Origin of the sequence: Pseudomonas sp. R3-56 (assembly GCF_051132075.1) — a bacterium.
In the GTDB taxonomy this organism is placed as follows: Bacteria; Pseudomonadota; Gammaproteobacteria; order Pseudomonadales; family Pseudomonadaceae; genus Aquipseudomonas.
The window spans coordinates 1,375,027-1,395,520 of record NZ_CP071657.1; the positions used below are offsets into that span (position 1 = coordinate 1,375,027).

The following is a 20,494-nucleotide window of genomic DNA, read 5'->3' on the forward strand; positions in this document are numbered from 1 at the left end:
CGAGCAGGCTCGCTCCCACAGTGCTCTGCCGTTAAACCCGATTCCGAAGGAAAAACTCAATGAGCCTACTGACCCGCCTCCTGGCGCGCGGCACTGTCGTGCTCGCCCATTCGGCGAATAAATTGCAATCACTGCAAATGCGCCTCACCGCTGGCGAAGTGAGCGACGACATGGAGCATTTCGAGCCCTACGGCTTCACCAGCAACCCGCTGGCCGGCGCCGAGGGCATCGCCACGTTTCTCGGCGGCGACCGCTCCCACGCGGTGGTGCTGGTGGTCGCCGATCGGCGCTTTCGTCTCAAGGCCCTGGCCCCGGGCGAAGTCGCGCTCTACACCGATGAAGGTGACAAGCTTCACTTCAAGCGTGGCCGTGTCATCGACATCGAGACCGCGACGCTGAACATCCGCGCCAGCAGCGCGGTGAACATCGACAGCCCGGTCATCAACCACACCGGCAAGATCGTTTCCCAGGGCGACCAGATCGCCGGCGGTATCAGCCAGATCAAGCACGTGCACGTCGGCGTACAGGCCGGCAACGGCCAGACCGGTGCGCCGGCGGGAGGCCAGTGATGTTCATCAGCCAGAACCTGCACGCCGCGCTGACCCGCTCGGTGCTGATCAGCCTGTTCACCTGGCGCCGCGCCGCCGCGGGCGATGCTGTCGATGACGACGAGCGTTTCGGCTGGTGGGGCGACACCTTTCCCACGGTCGCCGACGATCGCATCGGCTCACGGCTGTGGCTGTTGCGGCGGGTCAAGCTGACCCGCCAGACCCAACTCGACGCCGAATTCTATGCCCGCGAGGCGCTGCAATGGTTGATCGATGACGGTCATTGCAGCGCCATCGACATCATCAGCGAACGCCTCGACGCCCAGCGTCTGAACCTGCGCACGGTCCTGACCCTGGCCAATGGCGAGCGCCTGGACATCAACCCCGACCACAGTTGGCAGGTGACCTATGCCGTTTGAAACCCCTTCGCTGCCGGTGCTGATCAAGCGCGCCCAAAGCGACCTGGCCAGCGATTCGCTGCGCCAGTCCGACGCCCAGGTCCTGGCGCGTACCCTCGGCGGCGCCGCCTATGGCCTGTATGGCTATCTGGATTGGATCGCCGAGCAGATCCTGCCGGACAAGGCCGATGAATCGACCCTGGAACGCATCGCCGCCCTGCGCCTGAACCAGGCGCGCAAGGCCGCCCAGGTAGCCAGTGGCAGCGTCAGCTTCACCGCCACGGCGGGTGCCGTGCTGGATGCCGACACGCTGCTGCAAGCGGCCGATGGCCGTACTTATAAAGTGACCACCGCGCGAACCACCAGCAATGGCCTGAACACCACTGCCATTGCGGCGCTGGAGGCCGGTAGCCTGGGCAATGCCGATGCCGGCCTGGTACTCACGCCGGTGCAGCCGCTGTTGGGCATCGGCAACAGCTTCACCGTGCTGGCGCCAGGGCTGACCGGCGGTGTCGCCCGGGAAAGCCTTGAATCCCTCCGGTCGAGGGTGATCCGTTCCTATCGGGTCATCCCTCACGGCGGTTCGGCCCAGGACTACGAGACTTGGGCCCTGGAATGTCCCGGCGTTACCCGCGCCTGGTGTCGCGGCAGTTACCTGGGGCCGGGGACCGTTGGCCTGTTCGTGATGCGCGACGACGATCCGCAACCGATCCCCAACGCCGAGCAACTGGAGGAAGTGCGGGCCTACATCGAGCCCTTGCGCCCGGTGACCGCCGAACTGCATGTGCTGGCCCCGACGCAGGTGCCGGTGAACTACAAGCTGCGCATCACCCCGGACACCAGCGCGGTGCGCGCCGCCATCGAGGCCCAACTGCGCGACCTGCATAACCGCGAAGCCGGCCTCGGCGAAACGCTGTTGCTGAGTCATATCGCCGAAGCGATCAGCAGCGCCACCGGCGAAACCGACCACAAGCTCAGCGCACCCGCCGCCGATGTGGTCGCCGCCAGCAACCAGTTGCTGACCTTCGGAGGCTGCACATGGCTGGGATAAGAACCGCCGAACAATACCAGGCCCAACTGCGCAGCCTGCTGCCCAGCGGCCCGGCGTGGGACCCGGAGCGCGTGCCGGAACTGGACGAAGTGCTGCAAGGCATCGCCCAGGAGCTGGCGCGCCTGGATGCCCGCGCCGCCGACCTGCTCAACGAGATGGACCCGGCGGGAGTGAGCGAGCTGGTGCCGGATTGGGAACGGGTGATGGAGCTGCCGGATCCGTGCCTTGGCGCCACGCCGCTGTATGACGATCGCCGTCTGGCGGTGCGACGGCGGTTGCTGGCGGTGGGCAGCCAGGCCATCGCCTATTACGTGGAAATCGCCAGGAGCCAGGGCTACCCCAACGCAACGATTACCGAACTCAAGGCGCCGCGCATGGGCCGCGCACGGTTTGGCGAAGCGCACTTCGGAACGTGGCAGGCGCAGTTCATGTGGACCCTCAACACCGGCGGCCGGCTGCTGCTCGGACGGCGCTTTGGTGCGAGCTATTGGGGCGAACGTTTTGGCGTCAATCCGGGCTCGGCGCTGGAATGCCTGATTCACCGCAGCGCGCCGGCGCATACCAAGGTTCACATCAATTATGACTAGGGAGTAGACGGATGGATTATCCGAAAAGTGTGCCCAGCGCCGGATTGGTGAATGGGAGGTTCGTCGATGAAAACCCGTTGACCGGGACGCCGGGATCGTTGATTCCGGCGGATTGGGGGAATGGGGTGACGCAGGAGATCGTGAACGTCATCAAGGCGGGAGATCTGACGCCGGATGAAACCCGCAGCGATCAATTGCTCGCGGCGATTCGGACGGTAACCGCCAAGGGCTGGAACCAGGACTTCGCTCTGCCGATCACAGCGTTGCCGCTGCCGACGATTGCCACGGCGGACAACCGTTTGGCCGTCACTCCAGCAGCGCTGCCCACCAGTGGCGGACGTGTCTCGATTCCGGCGGGTGTGTACGTCAGCATCGGGCAAGAGGTGGTAGCAGGACGGTTGGGGCGGACACGTACCTACGTGACGACGGCCTGGAGCAGCGCCGATCTGTTGCCCAGCGCCAGTTATTTTTTAAGAACGCAGGTAGTCGGTGATGCGCTGACGTTCTATGTGCAGCGGGGAAGCCTGTATGACCTTGCTCCGGAATCCCTGAAAGGCACCGTCAACGGAACGGCAGGCGGTGGGTTCCCATCGACCCCCCTGGACATGTGCCTGGCCTGGGTGGTGACCGGGACGCCTGGCTCCCTGCCGACGATCCGCACGATTTACAACCGTGCTCAATTGACCTGGACGCAAACGGTAAATGGCACCGGGGTGGTGTATCTACCGCTGGATCCGCATGCGCGTGCGGCGCGGCTTGTGGCGGGTAATCCGACACCTCCACCGAACGCGGTGACATCACTTATGTTCGCTCCGGCTGGATGGGTCGGAGGCAATTACAGCTATCTGTCACCCATTTCGGAAAACCCTGGCAACAACGCAGGTGGATGGGCGAACCCTACCAGTGTACCAATGGCAATGTGCGTGATTTTCTCCAGCAACGTTGTCAACGACGTGACGGTCTCTACAGCCACGGCCAGTTTCGACCATACCCAATTGCGCTCGCTGTGGCAGTCATATCAGGCCGAACATACATTGGGTGCAACCATTGCCGACAGCGATGAGTTGCTCTTGAGCATGGGAATCAAAGGGCACCAAGCGCTGACAGACTACAGCGTGGGCATCGGCATCAATTTCACCAACGCAGTTAATGTCCATCTGTCCTGGGAACTGATCCGATGAAAGTCATCCAAGAATTGCACCAGTACGAAGAAGGGCTGCGTTCGCCTCCACCTTCTGCGGCCCATATCTGGGAGGACGGTACATGGATACTGACCGACGAGAGCGCCGCTGAACTGCTGCGCCTGGAAGGCGAGCGCCTGTGCGAAAAGATTGATGCCGCAGCCGACAGCGCCCGTCGCGTTTTGGCCGGTGATCCGTTACGGGCCCTGGAATATCAACAAGCGGCCCTTGAAGCGCAGGCGTTCAAGGATCAGGGCTACCCGAAAAAAGCTGTTCCGTTGTCGGTTTCTGCCTGGGTCGTCAAGGGCCGCACAGCCAGGCAGGCAGCGGATCAGATCCTCGCCAAGGCCGCCGAATTCGACGCGAACCTGCTGACGCTCCGCGAGTTGCGCCTCAAGGCCAAGGCGCAGATTCGCGCGCGCCTAGCCAAGGGCAAAACGGATCTTGCCACTCAAGCCGCCGATGACGCGCTCACGGCCATCCGGACGCTACGCCTTCGGGCTTGATTCTCATCTCATAGAGAGACAAAACATGGATTATCCAAAAAGTGTTCCCAGCGTCGGGCTGGTGAACGGTCGGTTCGTGGATGAAAATCCTGTCGAAGGCTCGCCGGGATCCTTGATTCCGGCTGTGTGGGGTAACAGCGTTACCCAAGAAATCCTCGGTGTGATTTCTGGCGCCGATATCGCGCCCTCCGAAGCGGACACCAATCAGCTTTTCAAAGCTATTCAGAAGATCATCGGTATGACCAACCCCATGCGTTCGGTAATCACGCGGTTGGCCCTGTCGAAAACGCTGATGGCAAATGAGCTTGGCCTTGTATTGATTGACGCCAACGCTGGCGCTACGACCATCGGGTTACCCTCGGCCAACGCTGCGCTGGGTGTTCGAGATGTCGTCGTTCGGCGCCTGGACAACAGCGGCAATCGTCTTGTGGTTCAGGCCGGCGGGGCTGATCGGATCAGATTTCACACCCATCTTTCGGCCGCCGGTTATCCATTTCTCGTGCTGATGGGCAGTGGTGACTGGTGGCATCTACGTAGTGACGGTGCCGGCAGTTGGTGGCCCATGGGAAGGTTTGACAACACAGCTTTGGGGCGGCCGTTTTTTGAAACAACTATCCAACTCAGCCCGGGTGGTTACGGTGCGCTAAACGGCACGGTCATGAAACGTGCTGAGTGGCCCTGGCTGTGGGATCACGCCCAACAGTCCGGAATGCTCGGCACCGAGGCCACTCGGGAAGGCAGTGAAGGCAAATGGAGTTCTGGTGATGGTGTTCTCACTTTCCGAGCCCCGGAAGGACGAGGTGAATTCTTGCGGATCTTGGACGAAGGGCGCTCCGTGGATCCTGGACGGGCGATGGGGGCCTTTCAAACCGGCACTGTTCACTCCTATGCGTTGGGGGGCCAAGGGGCTGGTGCGGTTGGATCAAGATGGTCCGACAGCCTTACCGGATTCGGTTCCAACACCCGTGAGGAAATCAAAATCATTGGAGACCTTGTAAACGGTGGTCCGATATTTCCTACCGGGACCAGTTTCCAGGTAGATACGGCCAACACGCTGCTCTACTCATTCAAATCGCGCCCGCGCAATGTCGCTTATCCGGCGCGGATCAAACTCATCTGAGGTGTCTGTGTTTTATTATCTTTTCGATAAAGCCGGCGCGTTGTCCGGACCCGTGGAGTTTCCCGTAACGCCAGGTATTGGCGTTCAGATCCCCAGTAATGCGGTGGCAATTTCCTTTGAACTACCCCCTCCGGAAGGTGGCCGCACATGGGCGCTGGTGAGCAATGTGCCCCGAGAGGTTATTGACCGTCGCGGCTTGGTCTACCGCAAGAAAGACGGCGGCCAGCAGATTTGGAACGAACTGGGGGAATTGCCGGAAGCGTTCACAACTGAGCCATGGCCAGGTAATTACCATACCTGGAAAAATCACACCTGGGAGTTCGACGTTGACTTGCAGTTGAGCGACATCACTGGCCAGGTTCTGGCCCAACGGGATGCGCTTCTGCGCGACGCAATGTTGCGTATAGCCCCGCTTCAGTACGCCGAAGACATCGGCGACGCCAGCGACCAGGAGCAACTGGCCCTGATGGAGTGGAAGCTTTATAGCGTCGAGTTGAATCGTATCCAGCATCAAGCTGGTTTTCCAGCCGCTATCACTTGGCCTGTCATGCCCGAGCCTGCCGTTTAACCAGCCTGGGGCAGGCTCTCAAACTTTCTCAATCAATCGCGCCACCGCGTATTGCCGGCGAGGCTTTGTCTCGCCTGTTTTTTATCTTTGGCCCATCAGGAGTGAAAAGTGGACTATCCAAAAAGTGTGCCCAGCGCAGGTCTATCGAATGGCAGGTTCGTGGATGAAGATCCTTTGGCGGGAACGCCGGGATCGTTGATTCCTGCCAGCTGGGGCAATGGTGTAACGCTGGAGTTGCTTAATGTTATTCAAGCTGCCGGGCAGACGCCGTCGGAACAATTGAACAATCAATTGTTAACGGCCTTGCGTGGCAGCGAATTGTTCACCACCGCGCCGCAATTCGATAACGACAGATCCGTGGCGACGACGGAGTTCGTAAGGCGTAGCGGGATTCAATACTCCGGTTTTTTCGCGTACGCAGTCAGTACCGCGTTGACACCGGCCCATGTCGGCGGTGCCGTCAGCTTTTCCAGTGCCACCGCAATCGACGTCACGCTCCCCAACACAGTGGGAATCTTGCATGGGGCGACGCTCACGCTTATCAACGTAGGGACCGCGGTGAAGGTATCGACAGCCTCGCCTACCGATACTCTGGGACCTTCATCTTCAGCTCTTGGACCCATCGATCTGGGCCGTGGCGAAACGGCAGAGTTCGTCAAGCTGGACAATCAATGGCGGTTGATCGGCGGCACCGTTCTTTTGAAATACACCTCGTTGTTTTCAGGTCAATTGGGAAATCCGGGTTACCAAAGGTACGCGAGCGGAAACATCGACCAGTGGGGTTACGGTACAACTGACGTCAATGGGGAGGTGTTTGTTACGTTCCCGATTTCATTCCCCAATACTTTTGTTTCGGTTGTGGCGAACCATGTGGGCGGTGATGGAGCGATGGTGATGGTGGTAAGTGGAACCGCTACCCGCCAAGGCGTGCGCCTGAAAGTCCGGGACTATTCTGGGCACGTCAGCGCTGGATGGGGCGTTTACTATTTTGCGAAGGGTTATTGAATGAACGACTTGATTTTGCTGTTCAGTCCAAGCACGTGCGGAGCCTATGCTCCTGGAATCAATGTTTCCGATATCCCGGGCGACGTGATTGAAATCCCCAAGGCTTACTGGCTGTCGCTGCTTCAGCAACTTGCCATTTCACCCAAGCGTGTTTCAGCCAACCCCGACAACGGTTATCCCATTCTCGTAGATCCCCCTGCTCTGACATTGGCCCAGGCTTCGGAAAATGAATATGCGTGGCGTAACGCCCAGCTCACCGCAACCGACCGCCTCATAGCGCGCGACCGCGACGAAATGGACGACGGCGGTGGCACGACGCTGGACCAGGCGCAGTACACGCAGTTGCAGGCTTATCGCCGGGCCCTTAGGGAATGGCCACAGGACGAGTACTTTCCAGCCGCCGAACACCGTCCGGCCGCGCCGTCCTGGCTGGCCGGGCAGCTTTGATCATGTATATGCGATGACCCGAACATGGACCTTACGCAACAGCAACTTATCAAGATCATGCCCGACGCCCGCGCCCAAGCGGGCGTTTTTATTCCAGCGTTGAACACCGCGATGTCTCGTTATCGCATTGACACTCCCAAGCGCATCGCCGCATTCCTGGCCCAGGTCGGTCACGAATCGGGGCAGTTGCGTTATGTACGGGAGCTGGGTGGGGAGCAATACCTGAGCAAATACGACACCGGAGCCCTGGCCGTTCGCCTGGGCAACTCGACCCAGCCCGACGGTGACGGACAAAAGTATCGCGGCCGGGGCTTGATCCAGATTACCGGCCACGACAATTACCTTCGTTGCAGCCTGGGGCTGTTCGGCGACGAACGTTTGCTGGCCTTACCCGAACTGCTCGAACAACCGCAATGGGCGGCGCAATCCGCCGCCTGGTTCTGGGCGCAGAACGGTTTGAATGAGCTGGCTGATCGTGACCAGTTCAACCGTATTACCCGCCGCATCAATGGTGGCCTGAATGGCTTGCAGGATCGCTTGCAACTCTGGGCGCGGGCGAGGGAAGTGTTATGCCAACCTTCGGCCTGATGCCGTTTTCCTGCCGGACGCTAGGTGTCGTTGTATTGGTGGCGCTGCTGATCGGTGGTCCGGCCATGTTGGCGTGGCGGCTCCAGGACTGGCGGTACGGCAGGCAACTGGCGCAACTGGCGCAGTCGCAGTCCGAGACGCTCAATCGGATGACCCTGGCGGCAGCGATGCAGCAAAAGGCCGAGCAGGACAAACGGCTCGTCCTGGAACGGCAACTCTCCGCCAGCGAACAAACCCACTACCGAGCCTTGAGCGATGCCCAACGTGACCAGGATCGCCTGCGCGATCGCCTTGCTACTGCCGATGTCCGGCTGTCAGTCCTCCTCGACGCCGACGATGTTGCCGCCGGTTGTGCAGTGCCTGCCGCCACCGCCGCCGGCGGCATGGATAATGGCGCCCCACGCGCCCGACTTGACCCGGCGCATGCTCAACGAATTATCGCCATCACCGACGAGGGCGACCGTGGACTGATCGCCTTGCAGGCCTGCCAGGCTTATGTAAGAGCGTTGGTCCGGTAATCTGCCGGACCTTGCAAGCTGTGACTGCTGGTGTACGGTAGGCGCCAACCGCGTCGAATCAGGAGAGCAGCATGGATGACATTACCGGACTGGCCGCTGAGTTGGGCAGGCGCTTGCAGGTGCTCAATGCCCATGTCACTACCGCCGAATCCTGTACTGGTGGCGGGATTGCCGAGGCGATCACGCGGATCCCGGGGAGTTCGGCCTGGTTCGAAGCCGGTTACGTCACCTATTCCAATCGCCAGAAAACCCAGCAGTTGGGTGTGTCCCCCGAATTGTTCGACAAGGTCGGCGCGGTCAGCCGCGAGGTGGTGGAGGCGATGGCGCGGGGCGCCCAGCAGAAAAGCCTGGCGCGTTTCGCCGTGGCGGTCAGCGGCGTGGCCGGGCCGGACGGAGGCTCGCCGAGCAAGCCGGTGGGCACCGTATGGCTCGCCTGGGGCGTTGGCGAGGCGGTGTTCAGCGAGCGGCGCTTCTTTCCAGGCAATCGCGACGAGGTCCGCCGACAAACGGTGAAGGCCGCGCTAGACGGGCTGTTACAACATGCCGCCACAGAAATCTCAAATCAGGGGTAGGCGATCCTGAATCGCTGTGGAATAATACTGGCTACTTATACAGGTGTTGGCCGTCAGGCCTTATTGATTACGTGAGGACTTTAATGGACGACAACAAGAAGAAAGCCTTGGCTGCGGCCTTGGGTCAGATCGAACGTCAATTCGGCAAAGGTGCCGTAATGCGTATGGGCGATCAGGACCGCCAGGCTATTCCTTCCATCTCTACCGGCTCCCTGGGCCTGGACATCGCGCTTGGCATCGGCGGCTTGCCAAAAGGTCGTATTGTTGAAATCTACGGTCCTGAATCCTCCGGTAAAACCACGCTGACCCTGTCCGTGATCGCCCAGGCTCAAAAAGCCGGTGCGACCTGCGCCTTCGTCGACGCCGAACACGCCCTGGACCCGGAATACGCCGGCAAGCTGGGCGTCAACGTCGATGACCTGTTGGTTTCCCAGCCGGACACTGGCGAACAGGCCCTGGAAATCACCGACATGCTGGTGCGCTCCAACGCGGTTGACGTGATCATCGTCGACTCCGTAGCGGCACTGGTACCCAAAGCGGAAATCGAAGGTGAAATGGGCGACATGCACGTGGGCCTCCAGGCTCGCCTGATGTCCCAGGCCCTGCGCAAGATCACCGGTAACATCAAGAATGCCAACTGCCTGGTGATTTTCATCAACCAGATCCGCATGAAAATTGGCGTGATGTTCGGCAGTCCTGAAACCACCACCGGTGGTAACGCGCTGAAGTTCTACGCCTCGGTTCGTCTGGACATCCGTCGTACCGGCGCGGTGAAAGAAGGTGATGAGGTTGTCGGCAGTGAAACCCGCGTCAAGGTCGTAAAAAACAAGGTGGCATCGCCGTTCCGTCAGGCCGAATTCCAGATCCTGTACGGCAAGGGCATCTACCTCAACGGTGAAATGATCGACCTGGGTGTGCTGCACGGTTTTGTCGAAAAATCTGGCGCCTGGTATGCCTACAACGGTACCAAGATCGGTCAGGGCAAGGCCAACTCGGCCAAGTTCCTGGCGGACAACCCGGAAGTCGCGGCAGCTCTCGAGAAGCAACTGCGTGACAAATTGTTGAGTCCGGTTGCAGACGTCAAGGCCGTGGCCAACCGCGAGACTGCAGACAATCTGGCTGACGCTGACATCTGATCGATCCGATGACCGCCGTACTCGATACCCTCGTCGCAGTGCGGCGAACCGCAATGGACCTGCTCGCCAGACGCGAGCACGGTCGAGTCGAGCTGACGCGTAAACTGCGCCAGCGCGGTGCCTCTGATGAATTGATCGACACAGCCCTGGACCGCTTGACGGAAGAGGGGCTGTTGTCGGAATCGCGCTACCTCGAAAGCTTTGTCTCCTATCGCGCCCGCTCTGGTTATGGCCCGATGCGTATTCGCGAAGAACTTGGCCAGCGTGGCTTGCAACGACCGGATATCGAACTTGCCTTGCGTGAAAGCGATATCGATTGGCAGGAACAGTTAATCGATACCTGGCGTCGCAAGTTCTCAGGGCATCTGCCCATTGATGCGAAGGAGCGGGCCAGGCAAGGGCGTTTCCTGGCGTATCGAGGATACTCCATGGAAATGATCAATCGGCTGTTCAGCGGTCGTAGCATGGATGACTAGATAAAACGGCCCGCTATTTCGATAGCGGGCCGTTTTTTTTTGGCTCAAGTCACCTCGATTGGTTCCCAGGTCAGCGGGTGGGGCTGGGCGGCAGGCTGGGCCCAGTTTTCCGGCAGGTTGATATAGTCCACCAGTTCTCTAAGTCGACCGTGATCGCGGGCGTTGAAGGTGAATGCCAGGCGCGTCAGGTGGCTGAAAGGCGCCTCCTCCGGCTCCTCGCCGCTGTAGGCATGCTGATGGAAGCAGTCGTTCAGGCATAGATCGGCAAATTGGACCTGCATCTGCTGCATCGCCTGTTCGGTGAGCGCATGATTCATGCGGATCACGAACTGATGCTTGAGCCAGCGGCTGGAGTGGAAGTTGCGATAGAACTGATTGATTTCTTCCACCGCATCCTCGGCGGTGTACACCAGGCGCATCAACTTCATGTCGGTGGGCAGGATGTAGCGGTTTTCTCCCAATTGTTCATGGATGAAGTCGAGGGCGCTCTGCCAGAATTTACCTCCCGGCACATCCAGCAGCACTATCGGCACCAATGGGCTCTTGCCCGTCTGCACCAGCGTCAAGACTTCCAATGCTTCATCAAGGGTGCCGAAACCACCTGGGCAGAGCACTAACGCGTCTGCTTCCTTGACGAAGAACAGCTTGCGGGTGAAGAAGAAATGGAACGGGAGGAGGTTCTGCGTGCCTTCAACGGTCGGGTTCGCATGTTGTTCGAAGGGTAGGGTGATGTTGAAACCCAGGCTGTGCTCGCGGCCTGCGCCTTCATGGGCGGCGGCCATGATGCCTCCGCCTGCGCCGGTGATGACCATCATGTCCGACCGGGCCAGCGCCGCCCCCAGTTCTCGCGCCAAGCCATACAGCGGATGCTCGATGGGCGTTCGGGCCGAGCCAAAGACCGTGACTTTGCGACGGCCCTTGAATTGTTCGAGGGTGCGGAAGGCATGTTCCAGTTCGCGCAGTGCTTGCAGCGTGATTTTGGCGTTCCAGCGGTTGTGATCTTCCTGGGCCATGCGCAGCACGGTCAGGATCATGTCGCGGTAAATGGGGAGATTGGGACTGTTGGGTGATACCAGGTTGAGTTGCTCTTCGACCTTGCGGGTGAGGTCGTGGCCATGGTTCTCAAAATGCCGACTGAGCAGGTCATTCGGTTTGTAAGGCATTCAGCTTCTCCTTCTGAACAGAACCTGGCCCGAACGAGATATTCGTCAGGGCCACGGCACTTCCTGTGCCGTCGTCAGCCCGGCGTATGCCCGGGCATTCAACCTGGCTCGACGCAAATTGCAGCAAGGCGATCAAGCCAGCCAACGGATTCTGCTGTTTCCCTTGGATGAAAAAAATCAAGCGTCAGGGTATTGGCAAGGGCAGCCTCGTTCTGCCCGGTAACAGGCGATATTTTGAATCTAGCCTCTTGTTGATCATGGCGCTCGCAGATGACGGTTTGCAACCGTCACCTGGCCTTGTTGGAACCCGTCATCACGAGCAGGCTCGCTTGTATGGTAGGACTTGAAGGGAGGAGGAGGGACTAGGCTCGATTCTGACTGTTAGCCGCAGTACAGACCGTGGGAGATTTCGCCCCTCCTCCTTTCACCCAAGCGCCGATAAAGAATGCATCTGGCCTAGACCGACGATAGGAACAAGCCTGCGCCTCTGGGTGAACCCTTCAAGTGTTCAAACCTTAGCCCGGAGGATTTTCAATGGCAATGCCCGTCGCCACCGCCCAGCCGATCGTAGGTGTGGATGTCGCCAAAGATGAGTTGGTGATTTATCACGCCCAATCCGATCGACTCGAAACGATCCCCAACACCAAAGCTGATATCAAGAAGTGGCTCAAGGCATTACCTGCGCCAGTGGATGTCGCCATCGAAGCCACGAATATCTATCACCAGGACTTCGCCGATCTGGCTTATGCGCATGGCTGTGTGATTTATATGATCGGCGGTTACGAACTCAGTCATTACCGCAAAGGGGTGAAAGTGCGCGCTAAAACCGATGCGCTGGATGCTCGGTTGTTGGCTCGCTACTTGAACAACGAAGGCCACCAGTTGCACCCTTGGTCCCCGCCATCGCCCCTGTATTGCAGGCTTATAAGCCTTTTCCGGCGACGGGCAGCCTTGGTTCAGGCGCGTGTCAGCCTCAAGCAAAGCTGGTCGAACGAACCGTTGCTCAAAACGGCCTTTGAGAACCAGATAAAGGCCATGCAAAGACTCGAAATTTTGCTTGAGAAAACAATCCAGACGCAGTTGGATGCAGCCGGTTTGGGCAGTCAGCTCAAGCGCTGCATGAAAGTCGAAGGCATCGGTCTGTTAAGCGGTGCCCGTTTGCTCACGTCGTTTCAACGTGGAGATTTCAGAAATGCCGATGCCTTCATCGCTTTTCTGGGTCTGGACCTGCGCATATCGGACTCGGGAAAAAAGAAGGGACGCCGCTGCCTGTCTAAGCGAGGTGATCCGGAGGCACGCCGATTGATGCACAACGCCGCGATGTCGGCGAGTCGCACAGCGGCGTGGAAGGGATTTTACGAGGGTTTGAGGTCCCGAGGGCTCAGCACAACCGAGGCATTGGTAGCGCTGGCCCGCAAGCTTGCCCGAGTGGTATTCGCTCTGTTGAAGAACCAGAGCGAATACTTACCAAAAGGCATTTAGGGGCTAGTCCTGCACCATAGAATCTCCCACAATTGATCTTCAGTGAACATCAGGTGTGCGTTCGGCAAACTCCTGTGGGAGCGAGCCTGCTCGCGAAGCCGTCCGGCGTTTCCAGCTCTGATAGTGGGTAATGCGCCGCTCGTCAGTTCACCGACTGGCTACGTCCCGCTCTGATTTACTCAATAACAAGCGTGCCGACGTTATTCGACGTCCAGGGTTGGGCGTCCACGCCGGAGTTAAGCATTTCGGGGCAGGGAGGCGGGACAAATGACCAGGGTAATTCTGGAGCTCGACAAGCAGTTGTACCTGATGCTGTTGGAAGCGGCTCAGGCCAATCAGGTGAGCCTTGAAGAGGAGTGCTGCCGTCGGCTGGAGGGCAGGGAATGGCGCTCGCGCTATCTGCAGGCGCTGGTGGCGGAACTGCGCGCCGACGATGAGCAGCGGCGCGCCAGCTCGGGTTGATTATTTCTTGGTCTTGGCCGGTTTCGGGCAGTCCGATTCCTGGAAGCGTTCGGTGGCGACCGGACGATTGGTCTTAACTTCGGTGAATTCGTAACGCATGGTTGCGCCCTTGGCCATCAACTTGCGAAAGCCTGGGTTGGTGCACACCGTGGAGCCCAGCTGGAAGTAGACCGCCTTGGGGTCGGCGCGCATTTTCTGGGCGTGGCTGCTTTGCACGCTGAGATGGTTGATCAGCTCGGTGCCTTCGACGGTATAACCCTGGTCGAGAATGTCTTCGTTGATGGCGCGCGGAGTGCCGACGCTGCTTTGCGTGGCCACGTTCTGCAGCATCTTGTTCAGTTCGAGTTCTTTCAGCGACGCGGCCTGAGCGCTGATGGACGTCGCCAGCAGAACGGCAACGGTTGGGACGATAAGGCGCAGCATGAAACTCTCCTGGTTCAGTGACAGGGGGTTCGACCGGTCACGTGACTGTGCGTTCAGTGGCGGCGATTATAGGGGAGCCCGGGTAGACGGTACAGGCTTGCGCGCTCTGGTAGACTGCCGGGCTTTGTTGTCCTGCCGAGTGTTGTTCGTGTCGAATTCTCTTGTCCGTGGGCGTCGCCCGCTATGATCCATGCCCCCAACGCCGTAGCCCGCCTGCGCGACCAGCGCGTCGACGAGGGCATCAAGCCGCTCCAGGCCCGTGGCTGGCGCGCGCCTCGTTGTAGCGCGTGTCGGGTGATCGAAAGCCATTGCCTGTGTGCCTGGCGCCCGAGCGTCGAGACCCGTTCCGGGGTCTGCCTGATCATGACCAACAAGGAAGTCTTCAAGCCGAGCAATACCGGTTGGCTGATCGCCGATGTGGTGCGCGACAACCATGCCTTCATCTGGTCGCGTACCGAGGTCGACGGGCAATTGCTGGCTTTGCTGAACGACCCGCAATGGCAGCCTTATCTGGTGTTTCCAGGCGAGTATGTCGAACCGTCCCGTGTCACCCACACGGTGGCGCTCGATCAGAGCAAGCGTCCGTTGTTCATTCTGCTGGACGCGACCTGGACGGAAGCGCGCAAGATGTTTCGAAAAAGCCCGTATTTTGACCGATTGCCCATTCTGAGCCTGTTGCCCGACAAGTTGTCTCGTTATCGCTTGCGTCGCTCGACCCGCAGCGAACACCTGTGTACCGCCGAAGTGGCGGCGCTGTGTCTGGAACTGGCGGGGGACAGCGACGCGGCGTCGGCCCTGGACGCCTATTTCGATGTGTTCAGCCAGCATTACCTCGGCGCCAAGCGCCAGCAGGAGGTGAACGAGTCCACGCCGGCCCATGCCGAGCTGCAGCCCTTCGTTCGCGCGGCTCCTGCGCTGTTGGACGAGTAGTGGCCCATACTGGATAAGGCCGTGACCGTGCTGCTTGACCACCCCGGCTTCGCTGGGCATGCTTGGCGCCGACCAGGGTGCGGCTGGAGTTTGAAACGCTGTGATTGGCGTTGAACGTGCCCCCTGTTGATACCGCTGCATGGCGGTGTCTTGAGTTGTTCGGCGAGGCGCGAATGCATCGGGCCTGCCACTAAAAACAGGATCATTGGAAAAATGGCCACATACGAAATCCTGATTGCCGATGACCACCCGCTCTTTCGCAGCGCGTTGCATCAGGCAGTGACCCTGGGCCTTGGCTCGGATGTCCGGTTGACGGAGGTGGCCAGCATCGCGGAACTGGAAAGCCGATTGGCTGAAAAGGCCGACTGGGACCTGGTGCTGCTGGATCTGAACATGCCTGGTGCGTATGGTTTTTCTGGCCTGGTGCTGTTGCGTGGGCAATACCCGCAAATTCCGGTGGTGATGGTCTCGGCCCAGGAAGAGGCCTCGGTGATGGTCAAGGCCCGCGAGTTCGGCGCCAGCGGGTTCATCCCCAAGTCCAGTTCCCTGGAAATGATTCAAAGAGCGGTGAAGGCCGTCCTCAATGGCGATGTATCCTGGCCGCCCCAGGCGTTCGAGGCGGTGAGTGTTTCCGCGGAAGCCAAGGCCGCCAGCGAAGGGCTGGCCAGCCTCACGCCACAGCAATTCCGGGTGCTGACCATGGTCTGCGAAGGCCTGCTGAACAAGCAGATTGCCTATGAGCTGAATGTGTCCGAGGCGACTATCAAGGCCCACGTTACGGCGATCTTTCGTAAACTCAACGTGCGCACCCGAACGCAGGCGGCCTTGTTGCTGCAACAACTCGAGTCAATTTCGCCGCAGTCGTAGTGTCTGAATTCACGCTTTTTTGACTGCGGTTCCATTAGCTTCTCCATTCCTTTCGATCAGTGCCTACCTTATGTCACCTTTTAAAGGCCAAACCGGCCTGAAACGCATCCTCAATGCCTCCGGCTATTCCCTGGACGGCCTGCGTGCGGCGTTCGTTGGCGAAGCCGCTTTCCGTCAACTGGTGCTGCTCAATGTCATCCTGATTCCGCTGTCGTTCTTCCTTAACGTCAGCCGCGTCGAGCAGGCCTTGCTGATTGCGGTGTGCCTGCTGGCCCTGATCGTGGAGTTGCTGAACTCCGCGGTGGAAGCGGCCATCGACCGCATTTCCCTGGAGCTGCACCCACTGTCGAAAAATGCCAAGGACATGGGCAGCGCCGCCCAGTTGGTCGCCCTGACGATGATTGCCCTGGTGTGGGGCCTGGTACTGCTCTGAGTTTCAGGCGATGGCGGGCAGGACGATCTCGTCGCTGCGCTGCACTCCAGCGGTGAATGCGCGGCACAGATCCAGGAACTCACGCATGGCCGACGTCTGGTATTTCTGTTTGTGCCAGATGAAATAAAATTGCCGCGCCAGATCCATGTCCGGGGTTTCCACGGCCACCAGGCTGCCGCGGCGAAAAGCGTCACGCAGGGCCAGGCGCGAGATACAGCCTATCCCCAGGCCGGACTCCACGGCGCGCTTGATCGCTTCGGTGTGTTCCAGCTCCAGGCGGATATTCAACGCGCTACGGTGGTGACGCATGGCCTGGTCGAAGGTCAGGCGAGTGCCGGAACCCTGTTCACGCAGGATCCAGGCTTCGCGGGTCAACTCCTCCATAGTCGCCTGGCCGCGTTTGGCCAACGGATGCTGGGGCGCGCAGAACACCACCAATTCATCCTCGACCCAGCTCTGCACCTCGATGTCCGGGTGGCTGCAGTCGCCTTCGATCAGACCCAGATCAATTTCATAATGAGCAACCTGGTGCACGATGTTGGCAGTGTTTTGCACATGCAGCTTCACCTGGCTTTCCGGATGGCGCTGCATGAAGCCGCCGATCAGCAGGGTCGCCAGGTAATTACCGATGGTCAGGGTGGCGCCGACCGCCAGTGAGCCGAAGCCGGATTTGCCGTTGAGCAGGTCTTCGATCTCCTTGGCCTGGTCCAGCAGCGCCACTGCCTGGGGCAGCAATTGCTTGCCGAGGGCGTTGAGGCTCAGGCGTTTGCCGGCGCGGTCGAAGAGTTGGCAGCTGGACTGGCGCTCCAATTCGGTGATGGAAGTGCTGGCGGCCGACTGCGACAGGTTGAGTAGGCCCGCGGCACGGGACACGCTTTCCTGCTGGGCGACGGCGACGAAGACTTGAAGTTGACGTAGAGTAAATCGCATATCGATATAACCGATAACCCTTATCTTAATAATCCATTTAACAGATATTGTCGCCGCGATTAGAATGCGATGCAATTGCGCAGATTATCGGCGCAGGCATCATTTCCAGGAGTCCCCCGTACATGAGCAACATGAACCACGAGCGTGTCCTCAGTGTTCATCACTGGAACGACACTCTGTTCAGCTTCAAGTGCACCCGCGATCCGGGCCTGCGCTTCGAGAACGGTCAGTTCGTGATGATCGGCCTGCAGCAGCCCAACGGCCGCCCGCTTATGCGCGCTTACTCGATTGCCAGCCCGAATTGGGAAGAGCATCTCGAATTTTTCAGCATCAAGGTTCCCGACGGTCCGCTGACTTCCCAGCTGCAGCACCTGAAGGAAGGCGACGAGATCATCATCAGCAAGAAGCCTACCGGCACGCTGGTGCTCGACGACCTCAAGCCTGGCAAGCATTTGTATCTGCTCAGTACCGGCACCGGGCTGGCGCCATTCATGAGCGTGATCCAGGATCCGGAAACCTACGAGCGTTTCGAGAAAGTGATCCTGTGCCACGGCGTGCGTTACGTCAATGAAGTCGCCTACCGCGAATTCATTACCGAGCATCTGCCACAGAACGAATTCTTCGGCGAAGCGCTCCGCGAAAAGCTGATCTACTACCCGACCGTGACCCGCGAGCCCTTCGAGAACGAAGGCCGCCTGACCGACCTGATGCGCAGCGGCAAGCTGTTCCGCGACATCGGCCTGCCACCGATCAACCCGCAGGACGACCGCGCCATGTTGTGCGGCAGCCCAAGCATGCTCGACGAGACCAGCGAAGTGCTCAACAGCTTCGGCCTGACCGTTTCGCCGCGTATGCGTGAGCCGGGTGATTACCTGATCGAGCGGGCGTTTGTAGAGAAATAAACCGCGATTTATGCGGTGGCTGACCTACCGCCTTCGCGAGCAGGCTCGCTCCCACAAGGTTTTGTAACAATTCGACCAAATGTGGGAGCGAGCCTGCTCGCGAAGAAAGCAACTCGGTTCGGCAGTAGCCCACAAAAAAGCCCGCGCCGCCTGATCAAGGCCGCGCGGGCTTTTTTGTTTCCGGCGATTATTCCTGCGCCGGGATCACTTCCAGTACCCGGATCAACCCCGGCTGCGGATAATGCCAGCGCACATCCAGGTCCCAGAACTGCGCGCCGTATTCCCGTTCGGCTGCGGGGACCTGATACGCCGGACGTGGATCCTGGGCCAGGCATTGTTCGATCAACTCCACCAACGGCTCTTCGAGGCGCAGGGCATGCTCGCGGGCTTGAAGCAGGGCTGAGTCCGCCCATTGCACCGGAATCAATGCAGGCGCTGCGCTGGCGATGCTGTTCGTCGCCGAGCCGATGATGTCGGCGTAGGGCACGTAGGGCTTGATGTCCAGCACTGGCGTCGCGTCCAGCAGATCGATGCCCGAAATCCACAGCCGACCTGCTTCGACCCGTTCCAGCTTCACCACTGACTGACCGATGCCGTTGGGGCGATGGGTGGCGCGGGTGGCGAATACGCCCATGGATTTGTTGCCGCCCAGTCGGGGCGGACGCACCTTCAATCGTGGTTTCTCCTCCAGGGCCTGGTGGAACAGGAACAGCAGCCAGACATGACTGACCTGCTCCAGGCCCTGCACCGCTTCGCCCTGGTCGAACGGCGCCACCAGCTCCAGCACGCCACGCGCGGCCGGGGCCAGGTGTGGCTGGCGCGGAATGGCGAACTTCTCCTTGAAGCAGGAGCGGACGAAGCCGATGGGGGAGACGTTGTAGCTCATGGATCAGCCGCGCACGCGCAGCGTCAGGCCCTTGAGGAAGTTGCGCAGCAACTGGTCGCCGCAAGGGCGATAGTTGGTGTGGCCGAACTTGCGAAACAGCGCGCTCAACTCTGGCTTGGACACCGGGAACTCGGCGGCCTTGAGAATGGCGTGCATGTCGTCTTCCTTCAGCTCGAACGCCACGCGCAGTTTCTTCAGGATGATGTTGTTGGTCACCGGCACTTCGATCGGCTGCGGCGGACGGCTTTCGTCCTTGCCGCGCTTGAAGATCACCAGGCCATCGAGAAAATGCGCCATGACCAGGTCCGGGCAGAACACAAAGCCTTCTTCCTCGTCTTTCTTGAGGTAGCCAGTCAGGTCTTCCAGGGAAACGTCCAGGCCGCCCAGCTTGATGATCTCGATGACTTTCTTGTCGCTGATGTCGAGCATGTAGCGCACGCTGCGCAGTACGTCGTTGTGAATCATGTGTGCAGTCCTGATCAATCGGCAGTGGGCGCCCCAGCTCGGTGCGGCGCCAGTAAAGTCGTGTCTAGAATTTTTCTTTGGCGGACAGATAGCGCCATTGGCCCAACGGCACCTTGCCGATGGACACGCCGCCGATGCGGATGCGGCGGATAGCGACGACCTTCAGGCCGACCGCTTGGCAAAACAGTGCAATGGCGCCTGGTTGCGGATTCTTCATGGCGAAGCGCAGGCGGTTTTCGTTCTGCCAGCTGGCCTTGACCGCAGGCAATTCCTTGCCTTTGTAGGTCAGGCCGTGGTTCAGGCGATTAAGACCGTGGGCGACCATTTCACCCTCGACTTCGACCACGTATTCCTGCTCGATCTTGGCCGCGTCGGCGGTGAGCTTGCGCAGGATCTTCCAGTCCTGGGTGAACACCAGCAGGCCGCTGGCATTGGCCTGCAAGTCGGCGCTGGCGGTCAGGCGCAGGAAATGGCCCTTGAGCGGGCGCTTGCCGAAGCGATGTTCGTCGCTCAGGGTCTCCGGTCCGAGGGTTGCCATGGCGGTGTCGACGTCCATGCCCGCCGGGACGTTGAGCAGGATCGTCACCGGCTCCGGCGCAGTGGCCTTGGCTTGCGGGTCGAGTTCGACCTTCTGGCCGGTGACCTTGAACTGCGGCTCGTCGATCACTTCGCCGTCCACGGTGACCCAGCCGCCCTCAATGAACAGCTCAGCCTCCCGACGGGAGCAGCCGACGAGTTCGATGAGGCGTTTGGAGAGACGAATCGGGTCAGTCATGACGGGGCCGTAACAAAAAGAGGGTGGGCATTGTACCTGTCTGGCGCCGGTTAATCGCGGGTCCATTTGCCTCAG

At 59.8% G+C, this 20,494-nt stretch carries 28 protein-coding genes; 21 read left to right on the forward strand and 7 right to left on the reverse strand.

Going from position 1 to position 20,494, the window contains the following annotated elements; all coding sequences use genetic code 11:
• Positions 1–59 precede the first annotated feature (59 nt).
• The 15 genes from J3P96_RS06450 to recX all read left to right on the forward strand — a co-directional run bounded on the left by J3P96_RS06450 (position 60) and on the right by recX (position 10,701).
• Positions 60–569 (forward strand): phage baseplate assembly protein V, encoded by a 510-nt coding sequence (locus tag J3P96_RS06450; RefSeq protein ID WP_434656101.1) that lies wholly within the window; start codon positions 60–62, stop codon positions 567–569.
• Positions 569–967: a phage GP46 family protein gene (locus tag J3P96_RS06455; RefSeq protein ID WP_434572167.1), complete on the forward strand. Its 399-nt coding sequence runs from the start codon at positions 569–571 to the stop codon at positions 965–967. Before J3P96_RS06450 ends, J3P96_RS06455 begins: the two co-directional genes overlap by 1 nt.
• Entirely contained in the window at positions 957–1,997 is a 1,041-nt protein-coding gene (locus tag J3P96_RS06460; RefSeq protein ID WP_434656103.1) for a baseplate J/gp47 family protein, read from the forward strand. The genes J3P96_RS06455 and J3P96_RS06460 overlap by 11 nt, the downstream gene beginning before the upstream one ends.
• A complete protein-coding gene (locus J3P96_RS06465; protein WP_434656106.1) occupies positions 1,985–2,584 on the forward strand; it encodes a YmfQ family protein in 600 nt (199 codons plus the stop codon). Before J3P96_RS06460 ends, J3P96_RS06465 begins: the two co-directional genes overlap by 13 nt.
• An 11-nt stretch (positions 2,585–2,595) precedes the next feature.
• A complete protein-coding gene (locus J3P96_RS06470; protein WP_434656109.1) occupies positions 2,596–3,765 on the forward strand; it encodes a phage tail protein in 1,170 nt (389 codons plus the stop codon).
• Positions 3,762–4,271: a phage tail protein gene (locus J3P96_RS06475; RefSeq protein WP_434656111.1), complete on the forward strand. Its 510-nt coding sequence runs from the start codon at positions 3,762–3,764 to the stop codon at positions 4,269–4,271. The genes J3P96_RS06470 and J3P96_RS06475 overlap by 4 nt, the downstream gene beginning before the upstream one ends.
• Before the next feature lie 25 nt (positions 4,272–4,296).
• Positions 4,297–5,391, forward strand: a complete 1,095-nt coding sequence (locus tag J3P96_RS06480; protein WP_434656112.1) for a phage tail protein — start codon at positions 4,297–4,299, stop codon at positions 5,389–5,391.
• Between the two features lie 7 nt (positions 5,392–5,398).
• Complete coding sequence (locus tag J3P96_RS06485) at positions 5,399–5,959, forward strand: tail fiber assembly protein (protein WP_434656114.1); 561 nt, start codon at positions 5,399–5,401, stop codon at positions 5,957–5,959.
• A 108-nt stretch (positions 5,960–6,067) separates the two neighbouring features.
• Complete coding sequence (locus J3P96_RS06490; protein ID WP_305499150.1) at positions 6,068–6,964, forward strand: gp53-like domain-containing protein; 897 nt, start codon at positions 6,068–6,070, stop codon at positions 6,962–6,964.
• Positions 6,965–7,411: a hypothetical protein gene (locus J3P96_RS06495; RefSeq protein ID WP_434656116.1), complete on the forward strand. Its 447-nt coding sequence runs from the start codon at positions 6,965–6,967 to the stop codon at positions 7,409–7,411. It abuts the gene before it with no gap.
• Between the two features lie 24 nt (positions 7,412–7,435).
• Positions 7,436–7,999, forward strand: a complete 564-nt coding sequence (locus J3P96_RS06500; RefSeq protein ID WP_434656118.1) for a glycoside hydrolase family 19 protein — start codon at positions 7,436–7,438, stop codon at positions 7,997–7,999.
• On the forward strand, positions 7,981–8,517 hold the full coding sequence (locus J3P96_RS06505) for a lysis system i-spanin subunit Rz (RefSeq protein ID WP_434656120.1): 537 nt from the start codon (positions 7,981–7,983) through the stop codon (positions 8,515–8,517). Before J3P96_RS06500 ends, J3P96_RS06505 begins: the two co-directional genes overlap by 19 nt.
• A gap of 71 nt (positions 8,518–8,588) precedes the next feature.
• The gene (locus J3P96_RS06510; protein ID WP_434656122.1) at positions 8,589–9,089 is read left to right on the forward strand and encodes a CinA family protein; all 501 of its coding nucleotides are present in this window, start codon (positions 8,589–8,591) and stop codon (positions 9,087–9,089) included.
• An 83-nt stretch (positions 9,090–9,172) separates the two neighbouring features.
• Entirely contained in the window at positions 9,173–10,225 is a 1,053-nt protein-coding gene (gene recA, locus J3P96_RS06515) for a recombinase RecA (RefSeq protein ID WP_434656124.1), read from the forward strand.
• A gap of 8 nt (positions 10,226–10,233) precedes the next feature.
• Positions 10,234–10,701, forward strand: coding sequence for a recombination regulator RecX (recX, locus tag J3P96_RS06520; protein ID WP_434656126.1), 468 nt, complete (start codon positions 10,234–10,236; stop codon positions 10,699–10,701).
• A gap of 44 nt (positions 10,702–10,745) precedes the next feature.
• On the opposite strand, the gene J3P96_RS06525 is transcribed toward recX, so the two are convergent.
• Both J3P96_RS06525 and J3P96_RS06530 read right to left on the reverse strand, forming a co-directional pair.
• On the reverse strand, positions 10,746–11,864 hold the full coding sequence (locus J3P96_RS06525; protein WP_434601688.1) for a TIGR00730 family Rossman fold protein: 1,119 nt from the start codon (positions 11,862–11,864) through the stop codon (positions 10,746–10,748).
• A gap of 98 nt (positions 11,865–11,962) precedes the next feature.
• The gene (locus tag J3P96_RS06530) at positions 11,963–12,148 is read right to left on the reverse strand and encodes a hypothetical protein (RefSeq protein WP_434601687.1); all 186 of its coding nucleotides are present in this window, start codon (positions 12,146–12,148) and stop codon (positions 11,963–11,965) included.
• 250 nt (positions 12,149–12,398) lie between these two features.
• Here J3P96_RS06530 and J3P96_RS06535 point away from each other — a divergent pair, with 250 nt between their 5' ends.
• Both J3P96_RS06535 and J3P96_RS06540 read left to right on the forward strand, forming a co-directional pair.
• Entirely contained in the window at positions 12,399–13,346 is a 948-nt protein-coding gene (locus tag J3P96_RS06535) for an IS110 family transposase (RefSeq protein ID WP_434623735.1), read from the forward strand.
• Between the two features lie 267 nt (positions 13,347–13,613).
• Positions 13,614–13,808, forward strand: a complete 195-nt coding sequence (locus J3P96_RS06540; RefSeq protein WP_434656129.1) for a hypothetical protein — start codon at positions 13,614–13,616, stop codon at positions 13,806–13,808.
• Here J3P96_RS06540 and J3P96_RS06545 read toward each other — a convergent pair whose 3' ends face one another.
• Positions 13,809–14,231, reverse strand: a complete 423-nt coding sequence (locus tag J3P96_RS06545) for a quorum-sensing-regulated virulence factor family protein (protein ID WP_305499165.1) — start codon at positions 14,229–14,231, stop codon at positions 13,809–13,811.
• A 183-nt stretch (positions 14,232–14,414) separates the two neighbouring features.
• Between J3P96_RS06545 and J3P96_RS06550 the strand changes: the two genes are divergently transcribed.
• The 3 genes from J3P96_RS06550 (at position 14,415) to J3P96_RS06560 (ending at position 16,461) form a co-directional block, all read left to right on the forward strand.
• Positions 14,415–15,161: a tRNA-uridine aminocarboxypropyltransferase gene (locus J3P96_RS06550; RefSeq protein ID WP_434656131.1), complete on the forward strand. Its 747-nt coding sequence runs from the start codon at positions 14,415–14,417 to the stop codon at positions 15,159–15,161.
• 213 nt (positions 15,162–15,374) lie between these two features.
• Complete coding sequence (erdR, locus tag J3P96_RS06555) at positions 15,375–16,028, forward strand: response regulator transcription factor ErdR (RefSeq protein WP_434656134.1); 654 nt, start codon at positions 15,375–15,377, stop codon at positions 16,026–16,028.
• A 70-nt stretch (positions 16,029–16,098) separates the two neighbouring features.
• Positions 16,099–16,461 (forward strand): diacylglycerol kinase, encoded by a 363-nt coding sequence (locus J3P96_RS06560; protein WP_420764289.1) that lies wholly within the window; start codon positions 16,099–16,101, stop codon positions 16,459–16,461.
• Positions 16,462–16,464: 3 nt separating this feature from the next.
• Here the strand turns inward: J3P96_RS06560 and J3P96_RS06565 are convergent, their stop codons facing one another.
• On the reverse strand, positions 16,465–17,391 hold the full coding sequence (locus tag J3P96_RS06565; RefSeq protein WP_181289263.1) for a LysR family transcriptional regulator: 927 nt from the start codon (positions 17,389–17,391) through the stop codon (positions 16,465–16,467).
• A gap of 122 nt (positions 17,392–17,513) precedes the next feature.
• On the opposite strand from J3P96_RS06565, the gene fpr reads away from it, so the two are divergent.
• On the forward strand, positions 17,514–18,293 hold the full coding sequence (gene fpr, locus J3P96_RS06570; RefSeq protein ID WP_003198368.1) for a ferredoxin-NADP reductase: 780 nt from the start codon (positions 17,514–17,516) through the stop codon (positions 18,291–18,293).
• Between the two features lie 187 nt (positions 18,294–18,480).
• On the opposite strand, the gene tsaA is transcribed toward fpr, so the two are convergent.
• The 3 genes from tsaA to J3P96_RS06585 all read right to left on the reverse strand — a co-directional run bounded on the left by tsaA (position 18,481) and on the right by J3P96_RS06585 (position 20,419).
• Positions 18,481–19,179 carry a tRNA (N6-threonylcarbamoyladenosine(37)-N6)-methyltransferase TrmO gene (gene tsaA / locus J3P96_RS06575; protein ID WP_434656137.1) on the reverse strand — a complete coding sequence of 233 codons (699 nt, stop codon included), beginning with the start codon at positions 19,177–19,179 and terminating at the stop codon, positions 18,481–18,483.
• 3 nt (positions 19,180–19,182) lie between these two features.
• Positions 19,183–19,644 (reverse strand): DUF1456 family protein, encoded by a 462-nt coding sequence (locus J3P96_RS06580; protein ID WP_305499176.1) that lies wholly within the window; start codon positions 19,642–19,644, stop codon positions 19,183–19,185.
• Between the two features lie 64 nt (positions 19,645–19,708).
• On the reverse strand, positions 19,709–20,419 hold the full coding sequence (locus J3P96_RS06585; RefSeq protein ID WP_434628803.1) for an rRNA pseudouridine synthase: 711 nt from the start codon (positions 20,417–20,419) through the stop codon (positions 19,709–19,711).
• Positions 20,420–20,494: the final 75 nt, after the last annotated feature.